Origin of the sequence: Vibrio rotiferianus, from assembly GCF_002214395.1 — a bacterium.
Taxonomy (GTDB): domain Bacteria; phylum Pseudomonadota; class Gammaproteobacteria; order Enterobacterales; family Vibrionaceae; genus Vibrio; species Vibrio rotiferianus.
The window spans coordinates 888,735-911,821 of the sequence record NZ_CP018312.1; the positions used below are offsets into that span (position 1 = coordinate 888,735).

Below are 23,087 nucleotides of genomic sequence, written 5' to 3' on the forward strand. Positions count from 1 at the left end.
ACGCCTACCAAATGTGATCCTCCTTGAGAAAATGACCCGTACGGTATTTTTAAAAGGAGGATTTTTAGATGGGTGCTCTTTATTAAAATAGTGGAATATTCCAATACTAAGAGCGCTTACCATGACCCTTCCATTTATCTTCCATAGCCAGACTGAAGATGGCCTTGTTCTTGATGGTGAACGGCTTACCGTCATTTTGAAAACCGAAAACATCGAGTTTGATAGCGTGCACGTGCGCTGTGAACCAGACAACGAAGAATACCTCATAGAGATGAAGCCTTGTGGTAATGCTGGTGAGCTTCAGTTGTGGCAAGCACAATTTGCAGCGAACCGAGACCGTGACGTCACCCATTATGTGTTCAAGCTGATCAAAGGCAACCACCAGCTTTGGCTTGATGGCAGAGGCGTTCATAAGCGTATGCCGCCGAAAGAGTTCCACTTTAAGTTGAACACGCAGTCTCAACCTCCTCGCTGGGTGCAAGAACAGGTCTTCTACCAGATATTTCCTGATCGCTTTGCAACTAGCCAAAATGAGCAATCGATTCGAAATGCTTACGCTCAATACGACCCAGAAATTTTAGTAAAACCTTGGGGAGAGGCGGTTGGAACTCACCAAAATACGGGTGCAAGAGAGTTTTTCGGCGGCGATTTAAAAGGTGTTGAGCAGAAGCTTGATTACTTGGATGAGTTGGGTGTGACAGCGTTGTATTTCAACCCAATTTTTACTGCACCAAGTAATCATAAATATGACACTACGGATTATTTCACGATCGATCCAATGTTTGGAAGCAATGAACTGTTTGCAGATTTGTGTGAACGAATTCATGGCAAGCAAATGAAGGTAGTTTTGGATGCGGTATTTAATCACACCTCAGTGGAGCACCCTTGGTTCGATATAAAACAAGAAGGTATTGGGGCGTATGGAAATCCAAATTCAGATTTTCGTGACTATTACTTCTTCGAGGGAGAAACCAATAATTACATTGGCTGGAAAGGTATTGCTAGCCTACCTGTTCTGAACTTTGAAAATGAGCAGGTGCGCGATTACATCTATCAAAGTGAAGAGGCCGTAATCAAATATTGGCTCAAACCACCATATTCTGTCGATGGTTGGCGTTTTGATGTCATTCATATGTTGGGTGAAGGCGATGGTGCGAAAAACAACGCGCACTATGTGGAAGCTTTCCGTCAAGCAACCAAATCAACCAACCCTAATGCGTATGTGTTAGGTGAACACTTCTTTGAGGCGACGCAATGGCTGCAAGGCGGCCAAGAGGATGGAGCGATGAACTACTATGGTTTTGCCCATCCAGTGCGAGCATTTGTAGCTAAAAAAGATATTGCTTATGACCCGATCATGATTGGTGGACTGGATTTTAAAGAATGGTTAGATGAAGCAAGAGCAAAAATTCCTTGGCACAACCAACTATCCCAACTGAATCAGTTGGACAGCCACGATACTGCGCGCTTTCTTTCTCTGATTAAAGGGGACAACAAACGGATGGAATTAGCATTAATCATGCTGATGACGTACGTAGGAGTACCATGTGTTTATTATGGCAGTGAAGTTGGCCTAGAAGGCGGTTTGGATCCGGATAACAGACGCTGTTTCCCTTGGGAAGAGGTTGCAAAGTCCAAATGGTTGCCAGTCTATAAGCGTTGGATTGCCATACGTAGGCACTACCCATGTTTACAATCAGGTAGTCTTCAGTGGTTATATGCGTCTGATGATGTATTGGTCTTTGCAAGACAGCTGGGGAGTGAAGCTGTAATTGTTGCATTGAATTTTAGTGAAGATGTGCAATTGATTGATATTCCGTTATGGAAACTTGGCTTAAATGCTAAACACTTGCTTCAGCTTTGCGAAACTGGCGATAAAGTTGATTATAGGCGTCATTTTTCTGTCAAGATCACACCTTTAACGTCTAGTTTATGGCAAGTGAAGTGACACTTAGCACCTAATTTATTAAAATTTATGAATACTTAAATTAAAAACTATAAACAGCCCCTGAATGGCTTAAGCTATTCAGGGTAAATAATAATCAGTCGTGGTATTCAATGGGTAATCAAAGGCGATTCAGCCTCAAGTTTGTCATCTTCTTCCCTCTGTTTTTGCTCTGTGTTGTCATGCTAGTGACAGCCAAAAACTACTATGATGCGATGAATCGCTACATCGACTTGGAATACGCTAAAATCGACCGAGCGGTCAATCGTGCAGTTAAAGTTCTGACAGCTCTAGATTATAGCTTCGTCAATTATTCAAATCCTGCCCATCCATTATTTAAAGAACACAATCATATGCTAGAAAATGATTTGTGTTATGTATGGCCTATTGATGTATTGCTTCTAGAGAATACCCATTCAGGTGGACTGCCGGCTGTTGAGCTGGACTACATGATTGTTGGTCAAAAAGAACTGTGTGAACCGGGAAGCGATCTGTTCAAGGTGGCTGAAAAAAAAGCGGGTTTTGCTCCTTCCCTTTCATTCCTTCATGATATTGAATCGCACATTCTTGGTATCCACTATATCGATCAGAGAGGCTACGTTATTTCCTCTCCAGAAACGTACGCAAAGTACTTTACTCAAGAGCTTTGGAGTACGTTGAAAGCAAGACCGTTTTGGCAGAAAACAGCTCAGGATACCGTGAAAGTGACTATGTCTGGCCCCGCACCTATGTTGGACCGACATGACGGTCAGGTTATTAGCCTAACCGTGCCAATTTATGAGAAAGGCGAACATCAAGGTGTGTTGTCGATTGATTTTGATGTCGACGCCTTACTCAAAACGACGGACAACTTAGCGGGCAAGTTGCATGTCATTTCTAATGTAATGAGCAAGCCTGACAACACTTTGAGAGTCGAGGCCCTAGAGCACGAACGTTTAAGCTCAAATCATAAAATTTTCTATGAATACAATCTTTGGGACGAGTTTAAGAACTTACTTGTATTTGAGAAATACAGTGTCGCCGTTGCGTTCTTTATATATGTTCTGAGTACCGTCGCCCTATTTTTAGTCAATGCTCGTACAGAAAGTCGTTATTTTGAAGAGCTTGCAGCGAAAGATCCAATGACAGGTTTATTGAACCGTCGCGGAATGGAAGCGGTCTGGCGCAATAAAATCACGAAAAAGAATATTGCTTTAGCCGTATTTGATATCGATAACTTTAAATCTATTAATGATACTTATGGCCACGATGTTGGCGATGATGCGATTAAGGCTGTCGCGAGAGCCATTAAAGAAAATATTCGCCACACTGATGTCGCTTCTCGGTTCGGTGGTGAAGAGTTTGTTCTAGCAATCTACGATGAAGATATTGAATGTATGAAGCTCATTCTTCAACGAGTTGCGGATTCAATTGCAGCAAGCTCAAAGAAAGTAATAAAGGAAGGATTTACGGTTTCTGGTGGGGTTGTTGTGAAAGGCTCGACTCAGTTAGCGAGCTTTGATGAGCTTTTCAAAGTTGCTGATGAAAAACTGTACGAAGCGAAAACAACAGGAAAGAACAAAATCTGTTACTAGCGCAACAAATCTTAGTATTGAAAAGGGCGATCTAATCGCCCTTTTTAACACACAGAGAGGTCAAGTTTTTACGCTACATTGAGGCGTGCTTGTAGCTCATCACGGTAGCGTTGGATATGTTCAACGATTGGTGCTGCTTTATTAAACGTTCGGATCTCTCGGAATAGTTCGTTCGCTTCAGGGTAAGATTGGCGCAAGTACGCAAACCATTGTTTTACGCGGTTTGGATAATACAAACCTTTATCGCCTTTCATTTCAAACTGTGAGTAGTAAATCAACAAATCTACCACTTCATTCCAAGCCATCGGCTGGTGGTTGTATTTCACCATATTGCCAAGGTTCGGAATATTAAATGCACCACGGCATACCATTAAAGAGTCAACACCTGTCGTTGCAATACAGCGTTGTCCGTCTTCGTAGTTCCAAATCTCGCCATTGGCAATTAAGGGGATATCAAAACGTTCACGAATTTTAGTTATGTATTCCCATTTGATCTCAGATGCCTTGTAACCACCCTCTTTCGTACGTGCGTGGACAGTCAGTTCATTCGCGCCGGCTGATTGAATCGCATCAACGATCTCAAAGCAGTCTTCTGGATTTTCCCAGCCTAGGCGAATTTTCGCGGAAACAGGGATATCAGCAGGCACCGCGTCGCGACATGCTTTTACAACGTTGTGAATTAGGTCAGGGTGCTGGAGTAGGGCTGCACCACCTTTACTTCTGTTGACCAATCTAGCGGGACAGCCAAAGTTCAAATCAATACCGCGAGCGCCAAGTTCAGCTGCTTTGATCGCGTTCTCTGCCATCCAGTTTGGCTCTTGGCCAAGAAGTTGCACGTGAACGGGTACGCCAGATGCGGTTTGCGAGTCTTGCAGAAGCTCAGGGCACAGACGATGGAATACGTGATCAGGTAACAGTTGGTCGATGACTCGAACAAACTCTGTCACACAAAGATCATAGTCGTTTATCTCGGTTAGAATTTGGCGCATCAAATGGTCCAAAACGCCTTCCATCGGGCCTAATACAACTCGCATAGCTTGCCTAATACAGTTTGGTGGTAAAAAGGAGGGCGATTGTAGCGATGTGCGTGAAGTTTGTCATTAAAAGACTCATCAGCATCGAGTGACATCAACTAGCATCTTATAACCTCTAGGGTATAATGCCGCCAAATTCATGGGAAACCAGATGTCATGCAATACACATTAATTGAGAAAGGTGAAGTTCAAATCGACGAATCTTCACTGTTTATGGAAGGTGCGGTACTGGCTGCTAACCTGACCACGAAACCCTTAGCACCTGAAACATGGCTAGAGCCTCTTCTAGGTGAGGGTTTTAAAGCGATTCAGCCAGTCGTTGAAGAGCAGATTCACAAGCAGCACAACTACATATTGCGTAACGAGTACTCTATTCTTGCACTTACGGAAAACAAACCAGAGCAGTTAGCTGATTTTGCTGAAGGTTTTATGTCCGTTTGGCCGATGATTGAAGAGCAGTGGCATGATGTGGTACTGAACGATGGCCTTGAACGCATGCTACAGGCATTGTTAACAACGATGATGTTGGCAATTGATGAAGAGCAAACGCAACAGCAGATGCGTGATGCGGGTATTGAAACCCCTCCTGCGCTAACGGATTTCATCGAGCAGTTTGATCTTATGATCAACGAAGTCGCACTTGGTGCTGATGAGTTGATGGTAGGAAAAAAATCAAAGAGCTTAAACCCATTCAAAGGGGTGGGTCGTAACGATCTTTGCCCATGTGAAAGCGGTAAGAAATTTAAGCAATGCTGCGGTAAATAACAGATATACAGATAAAAAGAAAAGCCGACTTGTAGTCGGCTTTTTTGTGTAATGTCGTTAGAAATCAGAGTTTAAGGCTCATCAATTATTGAATTGGGTTTTTGCGCTTACCACCAAAGAATTGAGCGATCACGATAAAGGCAAAAGCAATTAGGTTACCCGCGAAAATCACTACAAGCCACTGAGGCATAGAAAGGCCAAGGAACTGCCACACGATCTTCGCACAGTCACCATATGCTTCAAACATCCACGGAACCCACTGATTTAAAGGTGCCCAGCTAGGGAAGGTAACAAACAGATCACAAGTTGCAAATGGTGATGGGTTGAACTGGTAGTCGACATGCTGCATCGCCAGCATCAAACCTTTATAAGAACTTGCTCCCCATGCTGCCAATGCCACCCAACGTACAAGAGGGTTATTGGGTGCAATAAGACCAATCATTGCAGCTGCGCCGATTCCCATCATGGCGACACGCTCATAAATGCACATAACGCAAGGTGCAAGCATCATCACGTGTTGGAAGAATAAAGCACAGGCTTCGAAAAAAACGATTGCGATAAGAAGAAGAAGCCAAGATAAGCGTCCCTTCGAGAAGTCATTCAGTGATGCAAAAATAGTCACAAGTAATATCCTATTGATGAAATTAAAAAGCTCTGAATACTCAGAGCTTTTTAACGTGGATAAGTTTCTTAATCAACCAAATTTTAATGGCCGCTAGATACTGCCGGAGCGATATCACCACTGTGCGGAACGATCCAGCCCGCGTCGTAGAAAGAAGCTGTTGCTGGTTCTAGGAAGAACATAATTCCCATCAAACCAACCAAAGCCAATACAACGGTGTATGGTAGTGCCATTACTACCATGCGACCGTAAGATAGACGAATCAACGGTGCCAGTGCTGAAGTTAGCAAGAATAGGAAAGCAGCTTGACCGTTTGGAGTCGCAACTGAAGGTAGGTTAGTACCAGTGTTAATTGCCACAGCTAGCAGATCAAATTGTTCACGTGTAATTAGGCCTTCCATGAGAGCCGTTTTCACTTCATTGATGTATACCGTACCAACGAATACGTTATCCGAAACCATAGATAATAGTCCGTTTGCTACGTAGAACAAAGCAAGCTGAGCGCCTTTGTCCTCGACAGCAAGTACTGCGTCAATAACAGGCTTGAACAGCTCTTGGTCAATGATAACGGCAACGACAGCAAAGAATACTGCTAACAGCGCTGTAAATGGCAGTGCCTCTTCAAACGCTTTACCCATGGAGTGCTCTTCGATTACTCCGGTGAACGATGTTGCAAGGATGATAACTGACAGACCAATTAGGCCAACGGCGGCTAGGTGAAGTGCGAGAGCGGCGATCAGCCAAACTGCAATAAGGCCTTGAACCCAAAGCTTAGCCACGTCTTGGTTTGTACGTGTCTTACGTTCTTCACGATCGAAATCAACGAGGATTTGACGGACGTTATCAGGAAGTTTTACTCCGTAGCCAAATACTTTTAGCTTTTCAACAACCGCACAAGTGATCAAACCACAGATAAATACAGGTAGTGTCACAGGTGACATGCGAATTAGAAACTCGCCAAATAACCAACCTGCTTGATCGGCAATAATCAGGTTTTGTGGTTCACCAACCATAGTAGTTACACCACCTAGCGCGGTACCAACACCAGCATGCATTAGTAACGAACGTAGAAATGCACGATAGTTTTCTAGGTCATCACGAGTTAGTTCTGTGATGGTGTCATCTTGAGTATGGTCGTGGTCTCCAATTGGGTTACCAGAAGCAACTTTGTGGTAAATCGAGTAGAAACCAACCGCAACGCTGATAACAACGGCAATTACTGTCAAAGCATCTAAGAAAGCTGAAAGAAATGCAGCTGCAAAACAAAATGCGAGTGAAAGTAAAGTTTTTGAACGAATACCAAGCAATATCTTCGTAAAGATGAATAGCAAAAGGTGCTTCATGAAGTAGATACCCGCTACCATAAATACAAGTAGTAGGAGCACCTCAATATTGGCTACAAGCTCATGCTTCACCTGTGCAGGGCTTGTCATTCCAATCGCAACCGCTTCTATTGCTAGAAGACCGCCCGGTTGCAGTGGGTAGCATTTTAGAGCCATTGCTAGAGTGAAAATAAATTCAGCAACTAACAACCAACCAGCTACGAATGGATCAATTAGAAAGAATACAATTGGGTTAACAATTAGGAAGGCTATAATGGCAACTTTGTACCAATCAGGCGCCTTACCAAGAAAGTTCTTGATAAAGGCGTTTCCGAGCGATATCGGCATGATAATTCTCTTTATAACAAAATTATGAATAGACACTACAATAGTGCTTCAGCTTCTGTTTATTAGGCTTATTAGTTAGCCTTTTTAAACAATAACTTAGAAAAACAACAATCCTTTGTTCTCTTGTAGTCTTGCCAAGTTACTTCCCCTGAAACTCAAGCACCGCTCACTTTCGACCGCAACTCTACACTCAGTCAATCAATAGTCAACAACAAAACTTAATGCTACCGACTAAAACGGCTTTTTAATTGTAATAACGCGATCAAAACGGCGTTACTATATCATGAAAAGCTTATAAAAATTCACCTTGGATTTTAATTTACGTTCAATGACGAGAAAAGATAAATTAATAAAGAACATTAACCATTAGGCACAATTTTATTTTGCATATTTTGATCTAAAAAATGTGATCAATAATGCTTTATTACAGCTTGCTTTGTGCCCTATAGCGGGAATTTAAAATATGAATTTCGCGTCTTTGGCTTCATAAATTACCAATAGCAATTTGATGAAACGAATAGAGTATTAACTCTATATTTAAACTTCGTTTCATTTATTGATCGTAAATTTTCTCAAATCGTTAACTAGTGGTATGATGAGTCTTATCGACCCAGTGAAATCAATAATTGGATAAAAAGTAGAATGGTCATAAAGGCGAAAAGCCCTGCGGGATTCGCAGAAAAATACATTATCGAGAGCATTTGGAACGGCCGTTTTCCTCCTGGCTCCATTTTACCCGCTGAGCGTGAGCTTTCTGAATTAATCGGTGTAACGAGAACGACATTGCGTGAAGTGTTGCAACGTTTAGCTCGTGATGGCTGGTTAACTATCCAACACGGTAAGCCAACGAAAGTTAACCAGTTTATGGAGACGTCTGGTCTGCATATCTTGGATACGCTAATGACACTTGATGTGGATAACGCAACGAACATCGTTGAAGACCTGCTCGCTGCGCGTACTAACATCAGTCCAATCTTCATGCGTTATGCATTCAAAGCAAACAAAGAAGCGTCTGAGCGTACTATCCAGAATGTGATTGAGTCGTGTGAAGCGCTTGTCAGTGCCTCTTCATGGGATGAATTTATCGCAGCTTCTCCATATGCAGACAAGATCCTGCAAAGCGTAAAAGAAGACAACGAGAAAGACGAAGCGAAACGCCAAGAAATCTTGATCGCGAAGACGTTCAACTTCTACGATTACATGTTGTTCCAACGTTTAGCGTTCCATTCTGGCAACCAGATCTACGGTCTTATCTTTAATGGCCTGAGAAAGCTTTATGATCGAGTGGGTAGCTACTACTTCTCAAACCCAGCGTCACGTGATTTAGCGCTACGTTTTTACCGTCAGCTTCTAGAAACGTGTGAGACGGGTCAGCGTGATCAACTACCAATTGTGATTCGTCACTATGGTATGGAGAGTGCGCAAATTTGGAACGAGATGAAGCAAGAGTTGCCAACCAACTTCACAGAAGACGACAGCTAATCAATTCTTGAATTCAACGATTTCAAAATAAAACCGCAGGTATATACCTGCGGTTTTTTATTGGTATTGAGAGTGTCTCAAGCGAGCAATCCGATGATTAAGCTAGGGACAATCTGGGTAAAGGTAAGTAGAGGGTTTCTATGATGTCTGAAAGCATTTGGTCGTAGGTGTTAAACACGGATAGGGATAAGTCTGAGGTGATGTCATAGAGTTCTTCTTCGCTTAAGGCGACTACTTCACCTTCAATGTAATCGTTCAGTGACTGAATCGATTTGGTCGATGTTGGCGAGGCAAGGCTCAAAGGGCTAATGACTGCCAACTGGTTAAGCCTTCTAATCATCACTGACGCATAGTTTCTCATTCGTTCAGGGCCGCCTCTATCTTCCATGTCCTGAATACTGATACGCAGTTGTGTCAATGTCTCTAAGCTATCAATTACAGTTTGCCAGTTCATGTGGTACTCGTCATACAACTCGTCTCTTTGGGCAATAGCGAGCCATGCAATAGTGACCTCATCCATCAAAAACAAACTATGGCGAATCAATTTACCATGCTCCATCTGATTGCGTGCTACGGTGTTGTCTTGCCATTGCTCTATCAACTTGTCGACTTTGATTTGCAGCACGCGATACATGGGTTTGTTCTCAAAGCGAGAGGTTTCCACTAGCTGGTGCAATTTATAGCCTAGTTCTTGATGAATTTGCTCTATCTCTTTTTCGTGATTTTGTTGGTATTGAATAGAGTAGTGGGTTACTGCTCGATGGCGACGCAATAGATGGACGACATCGCGTAATAACGTGAGTAATTGATACTTGCGAGCGTGTTGTTTCTCCCGCTTCGCAGCTAAATGATAGATCCCAGCCAGAATGGCAATCGAGATCAAAGTAGAAATCAAAACAAACATAACCAACTCCTTGTTAGTGCTGTTGACCTAGCAACTAAGTAAGAGCAGCTTTGATGCCAATAATTAAAGCATTTTAAAACAGTAGCTTATGTGAATCGTTAATAATGAAATGTCCGAATTTGGTGCGTGATTTCACCAAAAGTGTGAATTTGGTCAAATTATATCGCAGTTGTGTATACCTTTCCTGACTGGATGAAATTAGTGCTAGTTCTAAAGTCGCAAAGTTTTCTAATTGCATTTAATTGCGCAGGAACCCTCGATTCAAGTCACAATGCCAGTAGGCTAAATGATGATCTATTTGTATATGCTATGGGTTGTTTATGTGAACAATAGAGGGAATTACTTTGTCCAACGCGCTTGAAATTTGTTTTAGTACAACACCAAAGTCAAAGTTACCTGTAGATGTCAAAAACAAAACAGCCTACAGCCAGTTTAGAAAAGACAATCCGCATATACTCGGCACCTTTATCCCTGCTGGGACCCCGTTCATTCTAAGTAATAATTCGTCTAATTCTGTAGAGAAAATTAGGAATGATAGGCCAGATATTGCATGTGCTCTTGACACAGTGAAGAGTTGGTCTCAAGAAACGAAAAGAAATGTGGCCTACCTTTCTAGCGAATTTGGCGATGAAAACTTACAGGCAATAGCATACATCTATGAAAAAGAAATTAAGCCGTTCTTAGATGCAACTAATACCGTTATGGGCGGAAAGTTGGATGAATACACCGCAGCTGGAGCTGCGGCGACCGCGATCAATGAAAAACAGGCTAGGATGAGTAACTTTGGTAAAGCGTTGCTCAGCTATCAAAATGCGCTGATCAATGTACGACTTGCTGCTAAAAGTGGAGCCAAGAAAACTGAACTTCTGAAACTAGGCAACAAAGTTAAGTTTGCACATGACTCTTTAAACAAGCAGTTTCTAAAAGAGCTGACTCATTACTCAGGGCGAGTTAAGAGTAGTAAAGGCAATATCTGGAGTAATCCTGAACGAGGAATAAATATTGCCAAAAGCGGCAGGAACTCAAGCAAGCTTCAACTCACGTCTCTGGCCAATATACGTTCTGTTAGAGCACTAGAGGTTGGCTCTGATGTCATTGGAAAAAAGATTATTGCCATAGATGCAGGTGTTAGATTCAACAACGTTCGTAATGCGAAGAGTAATGGTAAAGATTGGCAAAAAAAAGCGGTGATGGAAGTCGCAGGCTTCGGAGCAAGTAATGCTGCAGGGGCTTGGACGACCGCAAAAGTTGTAACGGCAGGTATGGGGATTGCGTTAGCAGCGGGGCCACTGGGTATTGTAGTACTTATTGGTGTTGGGTTAGGGGCTGGCTATGCGGCTGCAAAAATGGGTGATTGGTTTGGGCAAGGTTTAGCAGAAAAAACCTATGAAACTAGCTCTAAAGTAAATTGGTTTTAAAGGAGTAATTGTGTTTTATTTCGATCTTATAGTGATGATTGTTGGTTGGACATGGTTACTGAGCACATTGGCTTTTATTCGTGTATCAGCAAAGCGGATTGAGACAAAAATATTGCAGGATGGTCATGATCCAATTGGCTGGGACAGAAATGGGTGGGGTTTTAGATTTCCTATGTACGCCTCAGTGTTGATGCGAGGTAAACCTGCGAAAGTATCGCTGGTAGAAGACAAACTTATTCTAAAGTATGCGACAGTCTTTGACCGAGTGCTTGCGTATATTGTCACAATAAGCTTCGTGATGGCACTTGCTTTGGGAGCAGTAATGGGGTTGGGGCCTGAAGAGTACAGAGTGAAAACCAGTTAAGTGCAGGGCTCTGTATAACGGTGAGTACAAGCCTAGTTGAAAGGCCAAATCCTGCTCTAGGGAGCAAAGTGTTTTATTTTGATATTGTAAACATGATTATTGGATGCACTTGGCTAGTGAGTACCTTGCTTTTTATTCGTATATCGGTAAAGCGGATTGAGAAAAAAATGTTGCGGGATGGTCATGACCCTATTGGTTGGGACAGAAATGGGTGGGGGTTTAGATTTCCTATGTACACATCAGTATTGATGCAAGGAAAGCCAGCTAAAGTATCACTTGTGGATGACCAACTAATACTAAAATGTACTAATTCAGACCTGATCTGACAGTTACCCACTTTTAGACTCGGTGCCTGTCAGATTATATTTGGGCTAAATTCTTTTCAGCCCAAATTGACTTCCCATCCTCTAATGTTTCTATTGGCGTTCTGCCGCAACACATTTTTCCTTGATGGGTACGATGATTGTTGTAGTAGTCCATCCATTCGTCCAGATCTTTCTGCAACTCCTCCATCGAACCATACAGTTTCTTTCTGAATGTTACTTGGTAGAACTCATTCAATATGGTCTTGTGGAAGCGTTCGCAGATACCATTTGTCTGCGGTGACATTGCTTTCGTTTTTGTGTGGTCGATATCATTGATGGCCAGATAGAGTTGATAGTCATGTTGATCAACACGGCCACAGTATTCAGTCCCTCGGTCTGTCAAAATTCTCAACATTGGTAGTTCATGATTCTCGAAGAACGGCAGAACCTTGTCATTCAGCATATCTGCTGCGGTGATTGGTGTTTTTGTCGTGTAGAGCTTTGCGAAAGCTATTTTGCTGTAGGTATCAACGAACGTCTGCTGATAGATACGCCCAACACCTTTAAGGTTGCCAACATAGAATGTGTCCTGGGAACCGAGATAGCCTGGGTGGGCGGTCTCTATCTCACCACAAGCTTCATCATCATGCTTCTTGCGCTCGAGAGCAGCGACTTGCTCATCCGTTAGAATGATACCGTTCTCAACAACTTGCTTTTCTAAGGCAATGAGGCGTTTTTTGAAGTTTTCTAGGTCGTTGCGAAGCCAAATTGAGCGAACACCACTCGGAGAAATAAATACTCCCAGTTTACGTAGTTCGTTGCTTGTTCTCACTTGCCCGTGGGCAGGGAAGTCTATGGCATATTTTAGGACGGCTTGCTCGGTTTCACTATCGACTCTGTTCTTTAAGTTTGGTGCTCTTCTGCTCTGATTAATCAGAGCATCAATACCGCCAGTTTCAACCAGCTCTTGATAGCGATAAAACGTGTCTCGAGAGACACCCATAACCTTGCAGGCTCTAGATACATTACCAAGCTCTTCTGCAAGATTGAGAAGCCCAGCTTTGTGTTTGATAATTGGATTGCTAGTATGAAGCATGAGAGTTACCTCTTATTGTCTTTGATTGATGACTAAGCACCTTTAATCAAAGTGGGTAACTCTCTTCTTTTCAAATTGAAGTGTCAGATCTAGTCTGAACTAATACAACTAAAATACGCAACAACGTTTGATAGAGTACTTGCGTATGTTGTAAGCATCAGCTTTGTGCTTTTCCTTGTGTGTGGTGCGATCATTACTTGGGGACCCGAAGAGTATAGGTTGCACTAAGTAATTTTCTCTCGTTGTAAAAAAGGCTTAACTGAACTAGTTAAGCCTTTCTATTATGCGAAGAGCATTACATTACACGCATACCTGGTTGAGCACCTTCGTGCGGCTCAAGGATCCATAGGTCGCTGCCACCAGGGCCTGCTGCTAGGATCATGCCTTCAGACATACCAAACTTCATCTTACGAGGTTTTAGGTTCGCTACCATTACGGTTAGCTTGCCTTCTAGCTCTTCAGGTTTGTACGCTGACTTAATGCCAGAGAACACCTGGCGAGTTTCGCCGCCGATGTCTAGTTGGAATTTAAGCAGCTTGTTTGCTTTTGGCACTTCTTCACACGAGATGATGCGCGCGATACGCATATCAACGGCTGCGAAAGCGTCAAATTCAATCTCTTCTGCGATTGGATCCTTGTCTAGCTCAGTTTGGCTCGCTTTGTTCTTTTCAGCTTCTGCTTTCTCTTTTGCTGCAACTTCTGCTGCTGCATCTTCTTTAGATGCTTCAATCATCGCTTCAACCTTCTTAGGATCGATGCGGTTGAATAGTGCTTTGAACTTAGTGATCTCGTGATCAGTTAGCGGCGCAGCGATACCTTCCCAAGTTAGTTCTTCGTTTAGGAACGCTTCAGTACGTGCAGCAAGCTCTGGCATTACTGGTTTCAGGTAAGTCATCAGAACGCGGAATAGGTTGATACCAACAGAACAAATGTCTTGTAGCTCTTGGTCTTTACCTTCTTCTTTAGCAACAACCCACGGTGCTTTTTCATCAACGTATTGGTTTGCTTTATCAGCCAGTGCTGTGATTTCACGGATTGCACGACCGAACTCACGCGTTTCGTATAGTTCTGCGATACGGTCAGCGGCCGCTGTGAACTCGTTATATAGCTCAGTTTCTGCGAAGTTAGCAGATAGTTTGCCTTCAAAGCGCTTAGAGATGAAGCCAGCGTTACGAGATGCTAGGTTAACAATCTTGTTTACTACGTCAGCGTTAACGCGCTGAGTGAAGTCTTCAAGGTTAAGGTCTAGGTCATCGATACGGCTGTTTAGCTTAGCTGCGTAGTAGTAACGTAGACACTCTGGATCTAGGTGATCTAGGTATGTTGCCGCTTTGATGAACGTGCCTTTCGATTTAGACATCTTAGCGCCGTTTACCGTTACGTAGCCGTGTACGAATACGTTGTTTGGTTTACGGAAACCACTGCCTTCTAGCATCGCTGGCCAGAATAGAGAGTGGAAGTAAACGATGTCTTTACCGATGAAGTGGTAAAGCTCAGTTGTGCTGTCTTTCTTCCAGTACTCATCGAAGTCCAGACCTTCAGTTTTGTTACATAGGTTCTTGAAAGAAGCCATGTAACCTACAGGTGCGTCTAGCCATACATAGAAGAATTTGTTCTTCTCGCCTGGGATTTCAAAACCGAAGTAAGGTGCATCACGTGAGATATCCCACTGCTGCAGGCCAGACTCGAACCACTCTTGCATTTTATTTGCCGTTTCGGCTTGTAGTGAACCAGAGCGTGTCCATTCTTTTAGCATGCTTTCGAACTGAGGTAGGTCGAAGAAGAAGTGCTCAGAGTCTTTCATTACTGGAGTAGCGCCAGATACTGCTGATTTAGGATCAATTAGTTCAGTTGGGCTGTACGTCTCACCACAGTTATCACAGTTGTCACCGTATTGGTCTTCTGACTTACACTTAGGACAAGTACCTTTTACGAAACGGTCTGGTAGGAACATTTCTTTCTCAGGATCAAACAGCTGAGAGATAGTACGGCTAGAGATAAAACCGTTTTTCTTAAGCTCTAGGTAGATGTGAGAAGCTAGCTCACGGTTCTCTTCTGAGTGTGTGCTGTGGTAGTTATCAAAGCTAATATCAAAGCCAGCGAAGTCTTTTTGATGCTCTTCGCTTACTGCAGCGATCATCTCTTCTGGTGTAATACCCATCTGTTGTGCTTTTAGCATGATTGGCGTGCCGTGAGCATCGTCAGCACAGATGAAGTTTACAGTGTTGCCGCGTAGGCGTTGGTAGCGAACCCAGATGTCAGCTTGAATATGCTCAAGCATATGACCTAGGTGAATCGAACCATTAGCGTACGGAAGGGCACAAGTTACCAGCAGTTTTCTTGGATCGTTTGCCATACTTAATAATCGCTTTTTGATAGGTATAAAAAAATAGAGAGTAATACTACCCCATGAGCTTCCTAACGCCAAGGCATCAAACCATGGATTGCCTTAGTTTTTTTGGGGTTCTGAATCTTGTCTCTGGGTGCTACGATTAGAGTGTTATACCCAAGTGACTTCAAGATGCGAAAAGGCCTAAGCACTTTGAGGTCATTTAGGTATAAAGGAGGCGTCATGCACCAGTTCACTTCAAAACAAGACTTTTGTCATTGGCTTAACCAGTTCCAACATCCGCAGTTGGTGGAAAACTGGGCAGATATTCATGGGATGGTCGCGATTCCAGCGCAAGGCGGCATCCAAATTACTTTGCCATTCGCGAGCAACGAGCTTCAACATGCGCTGAGCGATTGGATCAAAGAACAGCAAGCAGCAGGTGATGTCCCTGCGTTTGAGTTCCAGATTGAGCTCGGTGTCAAAGCGCTTGAAACCCAGGTTCAGAATGCAGTTAAGGGTGTTAAGAACATCATTGCAGTCAGTTCTGCGAAAGGAGGAGTAGGGAAGTCGACGACAGCAGTCAACCTTGCTCTAGCAATAGCGCAATCAGGTGCCAAAGTGGGTTTGTTAGATGCCGACATTTATGGCCCGTCGGTACCGATGATGCTGGGTCAAGAAGACGCAAAGCCTGAAGTACGTGACGCGAAATGGATGGAGCCAATTTTAGCCCATGGCATCTATACTCATTCTATCGGTTACTTAGTAGATAAAGCTGAAGCGGCAATATGGCGGGGGCCGATGGCTTCTAAGGCATTGTCACAATTGCTAACAGAGACTGATTGGCCAGAACTCGATTATTTGGTGATTGATATGCCACCGGGTACAGGGGATATTCAGCTGACGTTGTCACAACAAATTCCAGTAACAGGTACTGTACTTGTTACTACGCCGCAAGACTTAGCTTTGGCTGATGCTCGTAAAGGTGCTGCGATGTTCCATAAAGTGAATGTACCAGTGGTGGGCGTCGTGGAGAACATGAGCTATCACATTTGTAGCCAGTGCGGAGCGGTTGAGCACATATTTGGCACGGGTGGTGCTGAAAAAATGTCGCAAGAGTTTGGTTTGGCGTTACTTGGGCAGATCCCACTTCATATATCAATGCGAGAAGATATTGATGCGGGTATCCCAACTGTGGCAAGACGTGCTGATAGCGAGCATGCCGGTTACTACAAACAGCTTGCGGATCGTGTGTGTTGTACAATGTATTGGCAAGGCAAAGCAAAGCCAGATGCAATCAGTTTTACTATGGTGAACTGAGTTTAATATCAAGGCCGGTTGAATATTGTGCATTTAAACGTTTGCTTGGCGGTTAATCCTCTGAGTAGATAGAAACTTATAACTAAACCCTAATTCCAACTAGTAACGAAGGGGTGAACTCCCTATAATCAGGCAGTTTATCTTTTTATGTGACTAGAAAATCATCATCGGGTGCAAACTAATGTCTGATAATAATCAATGCGTCATCGTAGGTATTGCTGGCGCTTCTGCTTCTGGAAAAAGTCTGATCGCGAGCACAATCTACAATGAGCTTCGCGAGAAAGTGGGCGATCATCAAATCGGTGTCATCACGGAAGATTGCTACTACAACGACCAAAGCCAACTAAGCATGGAAGAGCGTGTAAAGACTAACTACGACCACCCGAGCGCGTTGGACCACGACCTACTCTGTGAACACCTAGAGAAGTTGGTGCGTGGCGAGGCTGTAGAAGTACCAGAATACAGCTACACAGAGCACACTCGTACAAGCAACACCACTCCAATGACCCCTAAAAAGGTAATCATTTTGGAAGGTATCTTGCTGCTAACAGACCCACGCCTTCGTAATTTAATGCACGCGACAGTGTTTATGGATACTCCACTTGATATCTGTCTACTTCGTCGTGTTAAGCGTGATGTTGAAGAGCGTGGCCGTACTATGGAGTCGGTTCTTAAGCAATACCAACAGACAGTTCGTCCGATGTTCATGCAATTTATCGAACCTTCTAAGCAATACGCGGACATCATCGTACCTCGTGGTGGTAAAAACCGTATCGCAATCGACGTTCTTAAAGCGCACATTGCAAAACTTCTGAAAGCTTAAGCCTTTAGAAGGCTATATCGCTTTATTTTTGGATAAAGAAGTGGCACCTTAAGTGCCACTTCTTTTTTTTGTTTTTAAATTAGCCAGTTGCAATACAAAATCGGACATTTTTCACGCTTTCGTGGAACTGTCAGCGATAAAAAAAGTCTGCGCTTATAATTGTAAAAACACCCGAGCAAGGAAAAAGCGAATGAAGAAACTGCTCTTAGTCATTGCCATCCCAATTGTGGCGATTTTGGCTGTTATTTTAGGGTTAGTGATTTTTGTTAATCCAAACCAATTTAAACCACTGATTGTGGAACAAGCTCAAAAGCAAACCGGCTTGGAACTGGTCATTGAAGGGGACATTAGTTGGCAGTTTTTCCCATCAATTGGTTTCGAACTGGGTCGCACTGAATTAAGAAACCCACAAGGCTTCAGCCAACCAAATCTATTTAAAGTTGAGACGGTAGGTGTAGATGTTTCCGTTACTCCTCTGTTCAGCAAACAACTGGAAATTGGGAATGTCACTCTTGATGGCGCTGAGTTCTATCTTGAAACGCAGAAAGATGGTACCAAGAACATTGATGCGCTAACCAAAGCACAAACTCAGCAAGCAGAAAAAACGACTGAAGCGACTCCAGAGCAAGCGGTAGATTCACAGAGCACGGCTTCTGATTGGACGATCAATCTGGCTGGCGTCACCATCTCTAATGGCTATGTTGAAATCCAAGACAAGCAAGCGGGTAGCTACACTAAGTTGTCTGATATTTCTTTAAACCTCTCTCAGTTTGCCTTTGATAACTGGACAACGGCAGACTTCGGCGTGAAAGGTGAAATGAATGACCAGACGTTTACAGCGCAAGGTAAAGCGGATTTCAAACTGGCGAAAGGTTTAACTAGCTACGCTCTGAAAAACATCAACTTTGATGCAACTTACCGCGATCCTGCAAACAAAATTGAATCTGCGACCATTGGTTTAGACACGTTTGAGTTCGATAAAGTAAACAACCTAAGCTACGCATTAAAAGGCGAAGCAGGTGGCATGAAGCTTGATATGCAAGGTGGCGGTGAGCTAAACGTCGATAAAGCTATCAGCAAAGTGCAATTGAACAAATTGACGTTGAACTCAACGTTTGAAGGAGATGCGCTTCCACAATCACCAATGAAAGTCGATATGGCTTCAGACCTTTCATTCGATTTGGCTAAGGGCCACTTGAGCTTTGTTCTAGAGAAACTTACTGCAAACGCCATTGCACTTGATGGTAAAGCGGATGTGACTCTAGGCGATATTCCGAAAGTTCGCTTTGCTGTACACAGTCCTAACATCGACTTAGATGAGTTCCTTGGCTTAAATCAACAAGCACCAGTTAGTGACAAGCCAGCGTCCGGTGGCGAAAGTGCGCCAGCAGGGCCGGAAGTTGAACCAGACTTATCTGCATTAAAGACTCTGGATGTGAAAGGCGATATTACGATTGATAAGTTCAAAGCGGCTAACGCGAAGATGGAAGCGGTTAAAGCAAGCTTCTCTATCAATCGTGGTGTCTTTGACCTAACTTCATTCAGCTCTAAGTTGTACCAAGGTACGATTACTGCAACCGCTAAGCTAGACGCACGTAAATCACCTGCAACTTACTCAGCGAAGAAGTCAATTAAAGGTGTCCATATTCAACCATTGCTGATCGATGTAGCCAACAACGACATGTTGGAAGGTACTGGTAACATTGATGTAAACGTAAGTGGTAAGAGCTTAACGCCAACTGGCATCAAGAAGAACCTGACCGGCACGGTCGTGATCAATTTTGCCGATGGCGCTGTGAATGGCATTAACGTTGCTCAATTGATCCGAGAAAACTACGCGCGATTCAAAGGTCAAAGTCTAGAAGGTACAGATGAAGTTAAGAAAACCGACTTCAGTGCTATGACAGCGACCTTGAAGTTGAACAAAGGTGTAGTCTCTACCGATAATATGAAAGCGCAGTCTCCACTTCTTCGCGTTCGTGGTAAAGGTAAAGCGAACTACCTGAATGAAACGGTTGACTTCACCATCAGCACCTCGATTGTGGGCACGCTAGAAGGTCAGGGCGGTAAGAACATTGATGAACTGAAGGACATTACTATTCCTATCAATGTTTCTGGTAAGTGGGCAGATCCTAAGTTTAAGCTGGTCTTTGATGATGTGTTGAAGCAAAAAGCACAGAAAGAAATTGACCGTGGTGTAGAGAAGCTAACGGATAAGATCAAAGACGAGAAAACCAAAGAAGCAGTAGATGGTTTGTTGAAGAACCTGTTTAACTAACAGACCCTAGTAAAAGAAAAGGGTTGGCATTGAGCCAACCCTTTTTAGTTTGTAGTCTTTTCGGAAGCAACGACGGATGCTTACCAATCTACGCCTTTCAGAGCTTTAACACCGGATTCAAAAGCGTGCTTTACGTTCTTCACTTCGGATACAGTGTCGGCCATTTCGACTAAAGTGCGGTGTGCTCCGCGACCAGTAATGACGACGGATTGCATTTTCGGACGGTTGTTCAGCGCTTCGACCACTTCATCTAGGTCGATATAGCCATAGCTCACCATGTACGTCAGTTCGTCAAACAGAATTACATCAATCGATTCGTCGGTGAGCATACGCTTACACTCTTGCCAAACCAGTTGCGCTGCTTCAGTATCGGCGGTTTTGTTTTGTGTCTCCCATGTAAAACCCGTCGCCATGACTTGGAACTCAACACCGAGCTTTTCAAGTAGGTTACGCTCTCCGTTGTCCCATGTCCCCTTGATAAACTGAGCAACAGAACACTTCAAACCGTGGCCCACCGCTCGCGCAATAGTACCGAAGCCTGAAGTCGATTTACCTTTGCCATTACCTGTAATGATCAGCAATAAACCTTTTTCTTCTTGGGCGGCAGCGATCTTGGCGTCTACCTGTTGTTTTACTTTTTGTTGGCGAGCCTTATGGCGAGCTTCTTTGTTTTCTTCGATAGACATGCGGCTTCCTCAATTCCTTTTTGTACCTTGTACGGGGTGACTTGGGTTCTTTGAATTATCTCGCTATGATAGACCAACATACCGTGAAGAAAAACCATCGATAATTCAGGGAATAAAATGAAGAAACTACTCGTTGTTTGTATGGGAAATATCTGCCGCTCGCCAACCGGGGAGGCAGTGCTAAGAGCAAAAGCGCAAGAGCTAGGTGTAGTTGTAGAAGTGGACTCTGCTGGGACAATTGGCTACCACGCCGGTAACCAGCCTGATGCGCGTTCGATGCAAGCTGGTAAGCAACGAGGTTATTCGTTTAAAGGGATGCGTTCTCGAAAGGTAACATTAGAGGACTTTGAGGAGTTTGATATGGTGCTAGCCGCGGATAAAGCGAACTTGGCTGATCTTCTCGATCTTTGTCCTAGGGAGCATCGCCATAAAGTATCACTGTTTTTGAGTCACTCTAGTTCTGATTACAATGAAATCCCAGACCCATATTATGGTGGTGATGCAGGCTTTGAATTGGTACTTGATTTGATTGAAGAGGCGTCAGAAGCGATTTTGAAGAAGCTCTAAGCATTTACAACGTGCCAGATACCAAAAGGGATGAGTATTACTCATCCCTTTTTGCATTATTCATAAAGCTAAAAACTGCAATTTATGTTGGCTTAGCCAGCCAGAATGTCAGTTGCAACTTTATAGCTTGGGTCTTCTTTTACGTTGATTTCTACCAAGCTACCAGCTTTATCTAGAAGCTTGCGGCAGTCTGGGCTCAAGTGGCGTAGGTGAAGTGTTTTACCTAGTGCAGCGTAGCGCTCTGCCAAAGTTTCAATCGCTTCGATTGCGGAGTGATCTGTTACGCGAGAGTCTGCGAAGTCAACGATAATATCTTTTGGATCGCCGTGCGCGTTAAACAGTTCTAGGAAGTTTGCCGCTGAGCCGAAGAAGATAGGGCCGTGAATCTTGTACTCTTTTGAGCCTTCATCATTTAGTCGAGTGTCGGCATAGATATGCTTCGCATGTTGCCATGCAAACATGAGAGCAGATGCTACAACGCCCACTGCAACTGCAACCGCTAGGTCAGTTAGAACCGTCACAACTGTTACTAGAACAATAACGAAGAAATCTTGTTTAGGTACACGACGTGCCAGTTTGAATGTCGCCCATTCAAATGTGCCGATAACCACCATGAACATTACACCTACGAGCGCGGCTAGAGGGATCATCTCAATCAGCGAAGAAGCAAATAGGATGAACATCAGTAGAGCGATTGCAGCAACTATACCTGATAGACGGCCACGACCACCTGAGTTCACGTTGATCATTGACTGGCCGATCATCGCACAACCACCCATTGCACCAAACACTGAACAAGTCATGTTCGCCATACCTTGACCAATACATTCACGGTTAGATTGACCACGTGTGTTGGTCATTTCATCTAGCACCGTTAGCGTCAGTAGAGACTCAATCAGGCCGATAGCCGCAAGAATGATTGCGTAAGGCAAGATGATTTGAAGTGTTTCAAGAGTGAAAGGTACAGCTGGAATAGAGAAGGTCGGAAGAGAGCCCGCCAAAGTCGCTGCTTCGTCACCAGACATAGTACGTAGGAAGTCAACAACGGTACGCGTTTCTAGATCCAAGCCAACCACAAGAGCCGTCACCGTCACGATTGCTACTAGAGAAGACGGTACCGCAGTTGTGAGCTTTGGTAGGAAGTGAATGATCGCCATTGTTAGCGCAACGAGCCCCAGCATTAGCAGCATTTGGTCTTGTGGTAGCCAAGTCAGCATGCCGTTGATGTCTGGTGCTTTAAACTGGCCCAATTGTGCTAAGAAGATAACAATAGCAAGACCGTTTACGAAACCAATCATTACCGGGTGAGGTACGATTCGGATGAATTTACCTAGCTTGAATAGACCAGCTGCGATCTGAAGAATACCCGCCAGCATAATAGCAGCAAATAGGTATTGAACGCCGTGAGTCGCGACCAGCGACACCATAACAACGGCCATTGCGCCTGTTGCACCAGAAATCATACCTGGGCGACCACCAAAGATAGAGGTGATAAGGCCAACAATAAAGGCTGCGTACAGGCCAACCATAGGGTCAACACCGGCAACGAATGCAAATGCAACGGCTTCAGGGACCAGTGCTAATGCAACAGTTAGGCCTGATAGCACGTCGTTTTTTACGGAGTGCTTAGAAAATTGAGGGAATTCGAACATGTTTTGTATTGAGTTCTCTTGGCGATGAATTTCTCTCGACACATATTCGTATTTGCACAAGCACTGGTGGTCGAAGATGTTACTTCGTATCAGCGCAAACCGTAGTAAAAAAGAGCAGCATCAGAATGGTGTCGAAAACTTGAGTCGGCGAATGCTACCGAAAAGTGTGATTAAGTTCAAGAATGAAGGGGATATTGACGCACAAATGTGATCCGTCATTGATATTAATATGGCTAATTAGACTTAACACTTA

At 43.7% G+C, this 23,087-nt stretch carries 19 protein-coding genes; 11 read left to right on the forward strand and 8 right to left on the reverse strand.

Features of this window, described 5'->3' with window-relative positions:
* Positions 1–121 precede the first annotated feature (121 nt).
* On the forward strand, positions 122–1,948 hold the full coding sequence (malZ, locus tag BSZ04_RS13215; protein WP_088880539.1) for a maltodextrin glucosidase: 1,827 nt from the start codon (positions 122–124) through the stop codon (positions 1,946–1,948).
* 110 nt (positions 1,949–2,058) lie between these two features.
* Complete coding sequence (locus BSZ04_RS13220; protein ID WP_088880540.1) at positions 2,059–3,519, forward strand: sensor domain-containing diguanylate cyclase; 1,461 nt, start codon at positions 2,059–2,061, stop codon at positions 3,517–3,519.
* Between the two features lie 68 nt (positions 3,520–3,587).
* Here BSZ04_RS13220 and dusC read toward each other — a convergent pair whose 3' ends face one another.
* On the reverse strand, positions 3,588–4,553 hold the full coding sequence (dusC, locus tag BSZ04_RS13225; protein ID WP_088880541.1) for a tRNA dihydrouridine(16) synthase DusC: 966 nt from the start codon (positions 4,551–4,553) through the stop codon (positions 3,588–3,590).
* Positions 4,554–4,709: 156 nt separating this feature from the next.
* Between dusC and BSZ04_RS13230 the strand changes: the two genes are divergently transcribed.
* Positions 4,710–5,318 (forward strand): SEC-C metal-binding domain-containing protein, encoded by a 609-nt coding sequence (locus tag BSZ04_RS13230; RefSeq protein WP_010449345.1) that lies wholly within the window; start codon positions 4,710–4,712, stop codon positions 5,316–5,318.
* Positions 5,319–5,403: 85 nt separating this feature from the next.
* On the opposite strand, the gene dsbB is transcribed toward BSZ04_RS13230, so the two are convergent.
* A complete protein-coding gene (gene dsbB, locus BSZ04_RS13235; protein WP_010449342.1) occupies positions 5,404–5,940 on the reverse strand; it encodes a disulfide bond formation protein DsbB in 537 nt (178 codons plus the stop codon).
* A gap of 83 nt (positions 5,941–6,023) precedes the next feature.
* The gene (gene nhaB / locus BSZ04_RS13240) at positions 6,024–7,610 is read right to left on the reverse strand and encodes a Na(+)/H(+) antiporter NhaB (RefSeq protein WP_010449340.1); all 1,587 of its coding nucleotides are present in this window, start codon (positions 7,608–7,610) and stop codon (positions 6,024–6,026) included.
* A 642-nt stretch (positions 7,611–8,252) separates the two neighbouring features.
* Between nhaB and fadR the strand changes: the two genes are divergently transcribed.
* Positions 8,253–9,092 (forward strand): fatty acid metabolism transcriptional regulator FadR, encoded by an 840-nt coding sequence (fadR, locus tag BSZ04_RS13245; RefSeq protein ID WP_010449338.1) that lies wholly within the window; start codon positions 8,253–8,255, stop codon positions 9,090–9,092.
* A 97-nt stretch (positions 9,093–9,189) separates the two neighbouring features.
* Here fadR and BSZ04_RS13250 read toward each other — a convergent pair whose 3' ends face one another.
* A complete protein-coding gene (locus tag BSZ04_RS13250) occupies positions 9,190–9,996 on the reverse strand; it encodes a hypothetical protein (protein WP_088880542.1) in 807 nt (268 codons plus the stop codon).
* Positions 9,997–10,340: 344 nt separating this feature from the next.
* Between BSZ04_RS13250 and BSZ04_RS13255 the strand changes: the two genes are divergently transcribed.
* A complete protein-coding gene (locus BSZ04_RS13255) occupies positions 10,341–11,414 on the forward strand; it encodes a hypothetical protein (protein ID WP_088880543.1) in 1,074 nt (357 codons plus the stop codon).
* A 10-nt stretch (positions 11,415–11,424) separates the two neighbouring features.
* Entirely contained in the window at positions 11,425–11,778 is a 354-nt protein-coding gene (locus BSZ04_RS13260; protein WP_038887096.1) for a hypothetical protein, read from the forward strand.
* A 360-nt stretch (positions 11,779–12,138) separates the two neighbouring features.
* Here BSZ04_RS13260 and BSZ04_RS13270 read toward each other — a convergent pair whose 3' ends face one another.
* Entirely contained in the window at positions 12,139–13,179 is a 1,041-nt protein-coding gene (locus tag BSZ04_RS13270; protein ID WP_088880544.1) for an IS481 family transposase, read from the reverse strand.
* A gap of 295 nt (positions 13,180–13,474) precedes the next feature.
* Positions 13,475–15,535, reverse strand: a complete 2,061-nt coding sequence (gene metG, locus BSZ04_RS13275; protein ID WP_071234662.1) for a methionine--tRNA ligase — start codon at positions 15,533–15,535, stop codon at positions 13,475–13,477.
* Between the two features lie 216 nt (positions 15,536–15,751).
* Between metG and apbC the strand changes: the two genes are divergently transcribed.
* The 3 genes from apbC (at position 15,752) to BSZ04_RS13290 (ending at position 19,929) form a co-directional block, all read left to right on the forward strand.
* Complete coding sequence (gene apbC, locus BSZ04_RS13280; RefSeq protein ID WP_088880545.1) at positions 15,752–16,828, forward strand: iron-sulfur cluster carrier protein ApbC; 1,077 nt, start codon at positions 15,752–15,754, stop codon at positions 16,826–16,828.
* A gap of 181 nt (positions 16,829–17,009) precedes the next feature.
* Positions 17,010–17,651 carry a uridine kinase gene (gene udk / locus BSZ04_RS13285; protein ID WP_010449330.1) on the forward strand — a complete coding sequence of 214 codons (642 nt, stop codon included), beginning with the start codon at positions 17,010–17,012 and terminating at the stop codon, positions 17,649–17,651.
* A gap of 190 nt (positions 17,652–17,841) precedes the next feature.
* Positions 17,842–19,929 carry an AsmA family protein gene (locus tag BSZ04_RS13290; protein ID WP_088880546.1) on the forward strand — a complete coding sequence of 696 codons (2,088 nt, stop codon included), beginning with the start codon at positions 17,842–17,844 and terminating at the stop codon, positions 19,927–19,929.
* 80 nt (positions 19,930–20,009) lie between these two features.
* Here BSZ04_RS13290 and cobO read toward each other — a convergent pair whose 3' ends face one another.
* Positions 20,010–20,615, reverse strand: a complete 606-nt coding sequence (gene cobO / locus BSZ04_RS13295; protein WP_071234665.1) for a cob(I)yrinic acid a,c-diamide adenosyltransferase — start codon at positions 20,613–20,615, stop codon at positions 20,010–20,012.
* 117 nt (positions 20,616–20,732) lie between these two features.
* On the opposite strand from cobO, the gene BSZ04_RS13300 reads away from it, so the two are divergent.
* Positions 20,733–21,182 carry a low molecular weight protein-tyrosine-phosphatase gene (locus BSZ04_RS13300; RefSeq protein ID WP_045394280.1) on the forward strand — a complete coding sequence of 150 codons (450 nt, stop codon included), beginning with the start codon at positions 20,733–20,735 and terminating at the stop codon, positions 21,180–21,182.
* 92 nt (positions 21,183–21,274) lie between these two features.
* On the opposite strand, the gene BSZ04_RS13305 is transcribed toward BSZ04_RS13300, so the two are convergent.
* On the reverse strand, positions 21,275–22,834 hold the full coding sequence (locus BSZ04_RS13305; RefSeq protein ID WP_010449321.1) for a SulP family inorganic anion transporter: 1,560 nt from the start codon (positions 22,832–22,834) through the stop codon (positions 21,275–21,277).
* A 76-nt stretch (positions 22,835–22,910) separates the two neighbouring features.
* Here BSZ04_RS13305 and BSZ04_RS25380 point away from each other — a divergent pair, with 76 nt between their 5' ends.
* Positions 22,911–23,045 (forward strand): hypothetical protein, encoded by a 135-nt coding sequence (locus BSZ04_RS25380; RefSeq protein ID WP_010449319.1) that lies wholly within the window; start codon positions 22,911–22,913, stop codon positions 23,043–23,045.
* Positions 23,046–23,087: the final 42 nt, after the last annotated feature.

Bases quoted from the DNA above. Each gene is read 5' to 3' on its own strand.
- malZ (WP_088880539.1), top strand. From the start codon at position 122: ATGACCCTTCCATTTATCTTCCATAGCCAGACTGAAGATGGCCTTGTT.
- BSZ04_RS13220 (WP_088880540.1), top strand. From the start codon at position 2,059: ATGGGTAATCAAAGGCGATTCAGCCTCAAGTTTGTCATCTTCTTCCCT.
- dusC (WP_088880541.1), bottom strand. From the start codon at position 4,553: ATGCGAGTTGTATTAGGCCCGATGGAAGGCGTTTTGGACCATTTGATG.
- BSZ04_RS13230 (WP_010449345.1), top strand. From the start codon at position 4,710: ATGCAATACACATTAATTGAGAAAGGTGAAGTTCAAATCGACGAATCT.
- nhaB (WP_010449340.1), bottom strand. From the start codon at position 7,610: ATGCCGATATCGCTCGGAAACGCCTTTATCAAGAACTTTCTTGGTAAG.
- fadR (WP_010449338.1), top strand. From the start codon at position 8,253: ATGGTCATAAAGGCGAAAAGCCCTGCGGGATTCGCAGAAAAATACATT.
- BSZ04_RS13250 (WP_088880542.1), bottom strand. From the start codon at position 9,996: ATGTTTGTTTTGATTTCTACTTTGATCTCGATTGCCATTCTGGCTGGG.
- BSZ04_RS13270 (WP_088880544.1), bottom strand. From the start codon at position 13,179: ATGCTTCATACTAGCAATCCAATTATCAAACACAAAGCTGGGCTTCTC.
- metG (WP_071234662.1), bottom strand. From the start codon at position 15,535: ATGGCAAACGATCCAAGAAAACTGCTGGTAACTTGTGCCCTTCCGTAC.
- apbC (WP_088880545.1), top strand. From the start codon at position 15,752: ATGCACCAGTTCACTTCAAAACAAGACTTTTGTCATTGGCTTAACCAG.
- udk (WP_010449330.1), top strand. From the start codon at position 17,010: ATGTCTGATAATAATCAATGCGTCATCGTAGGTATTGCTGGCGCTTCT.
- BSZ04_RS13290 (WP_088880546.1), top strand. From the start codon at position 17,842: ATGAAGAAACTGCTCTTAGTCATTGCCATCCCAATTGTGGCGATTTTG.
- cobO (WP_071234665.1), bottom strand. From the start codon at position 20,615: ATGTCTATCGAAGAAAACAAAGAAGCTCGCCATAAGGCTCGCCAACAA.
- BSZ04_RS13300 (WP_045394280.1), top strand. From the start codon at position 20,733: ATGAAGAAACTACTCGTTGTTTGTATGGGAAATATCTGCCGCTCGCCA.
- BSZ04_RS13305 (WP_010449321.1), bottom strand. From the start codon at position 22,834: ATGTTCGAATTCCCTCAATTTTCTAAGCACTCCGTAAAAAACGACGTG.
- BSZ04_RS25380 (WP_010449319.1), top strand. From the start codon at position 22,911: ATGTTACTTCGTATCAGCGCAAACCGTAGTAAAAAAGAGCAGCATCAG.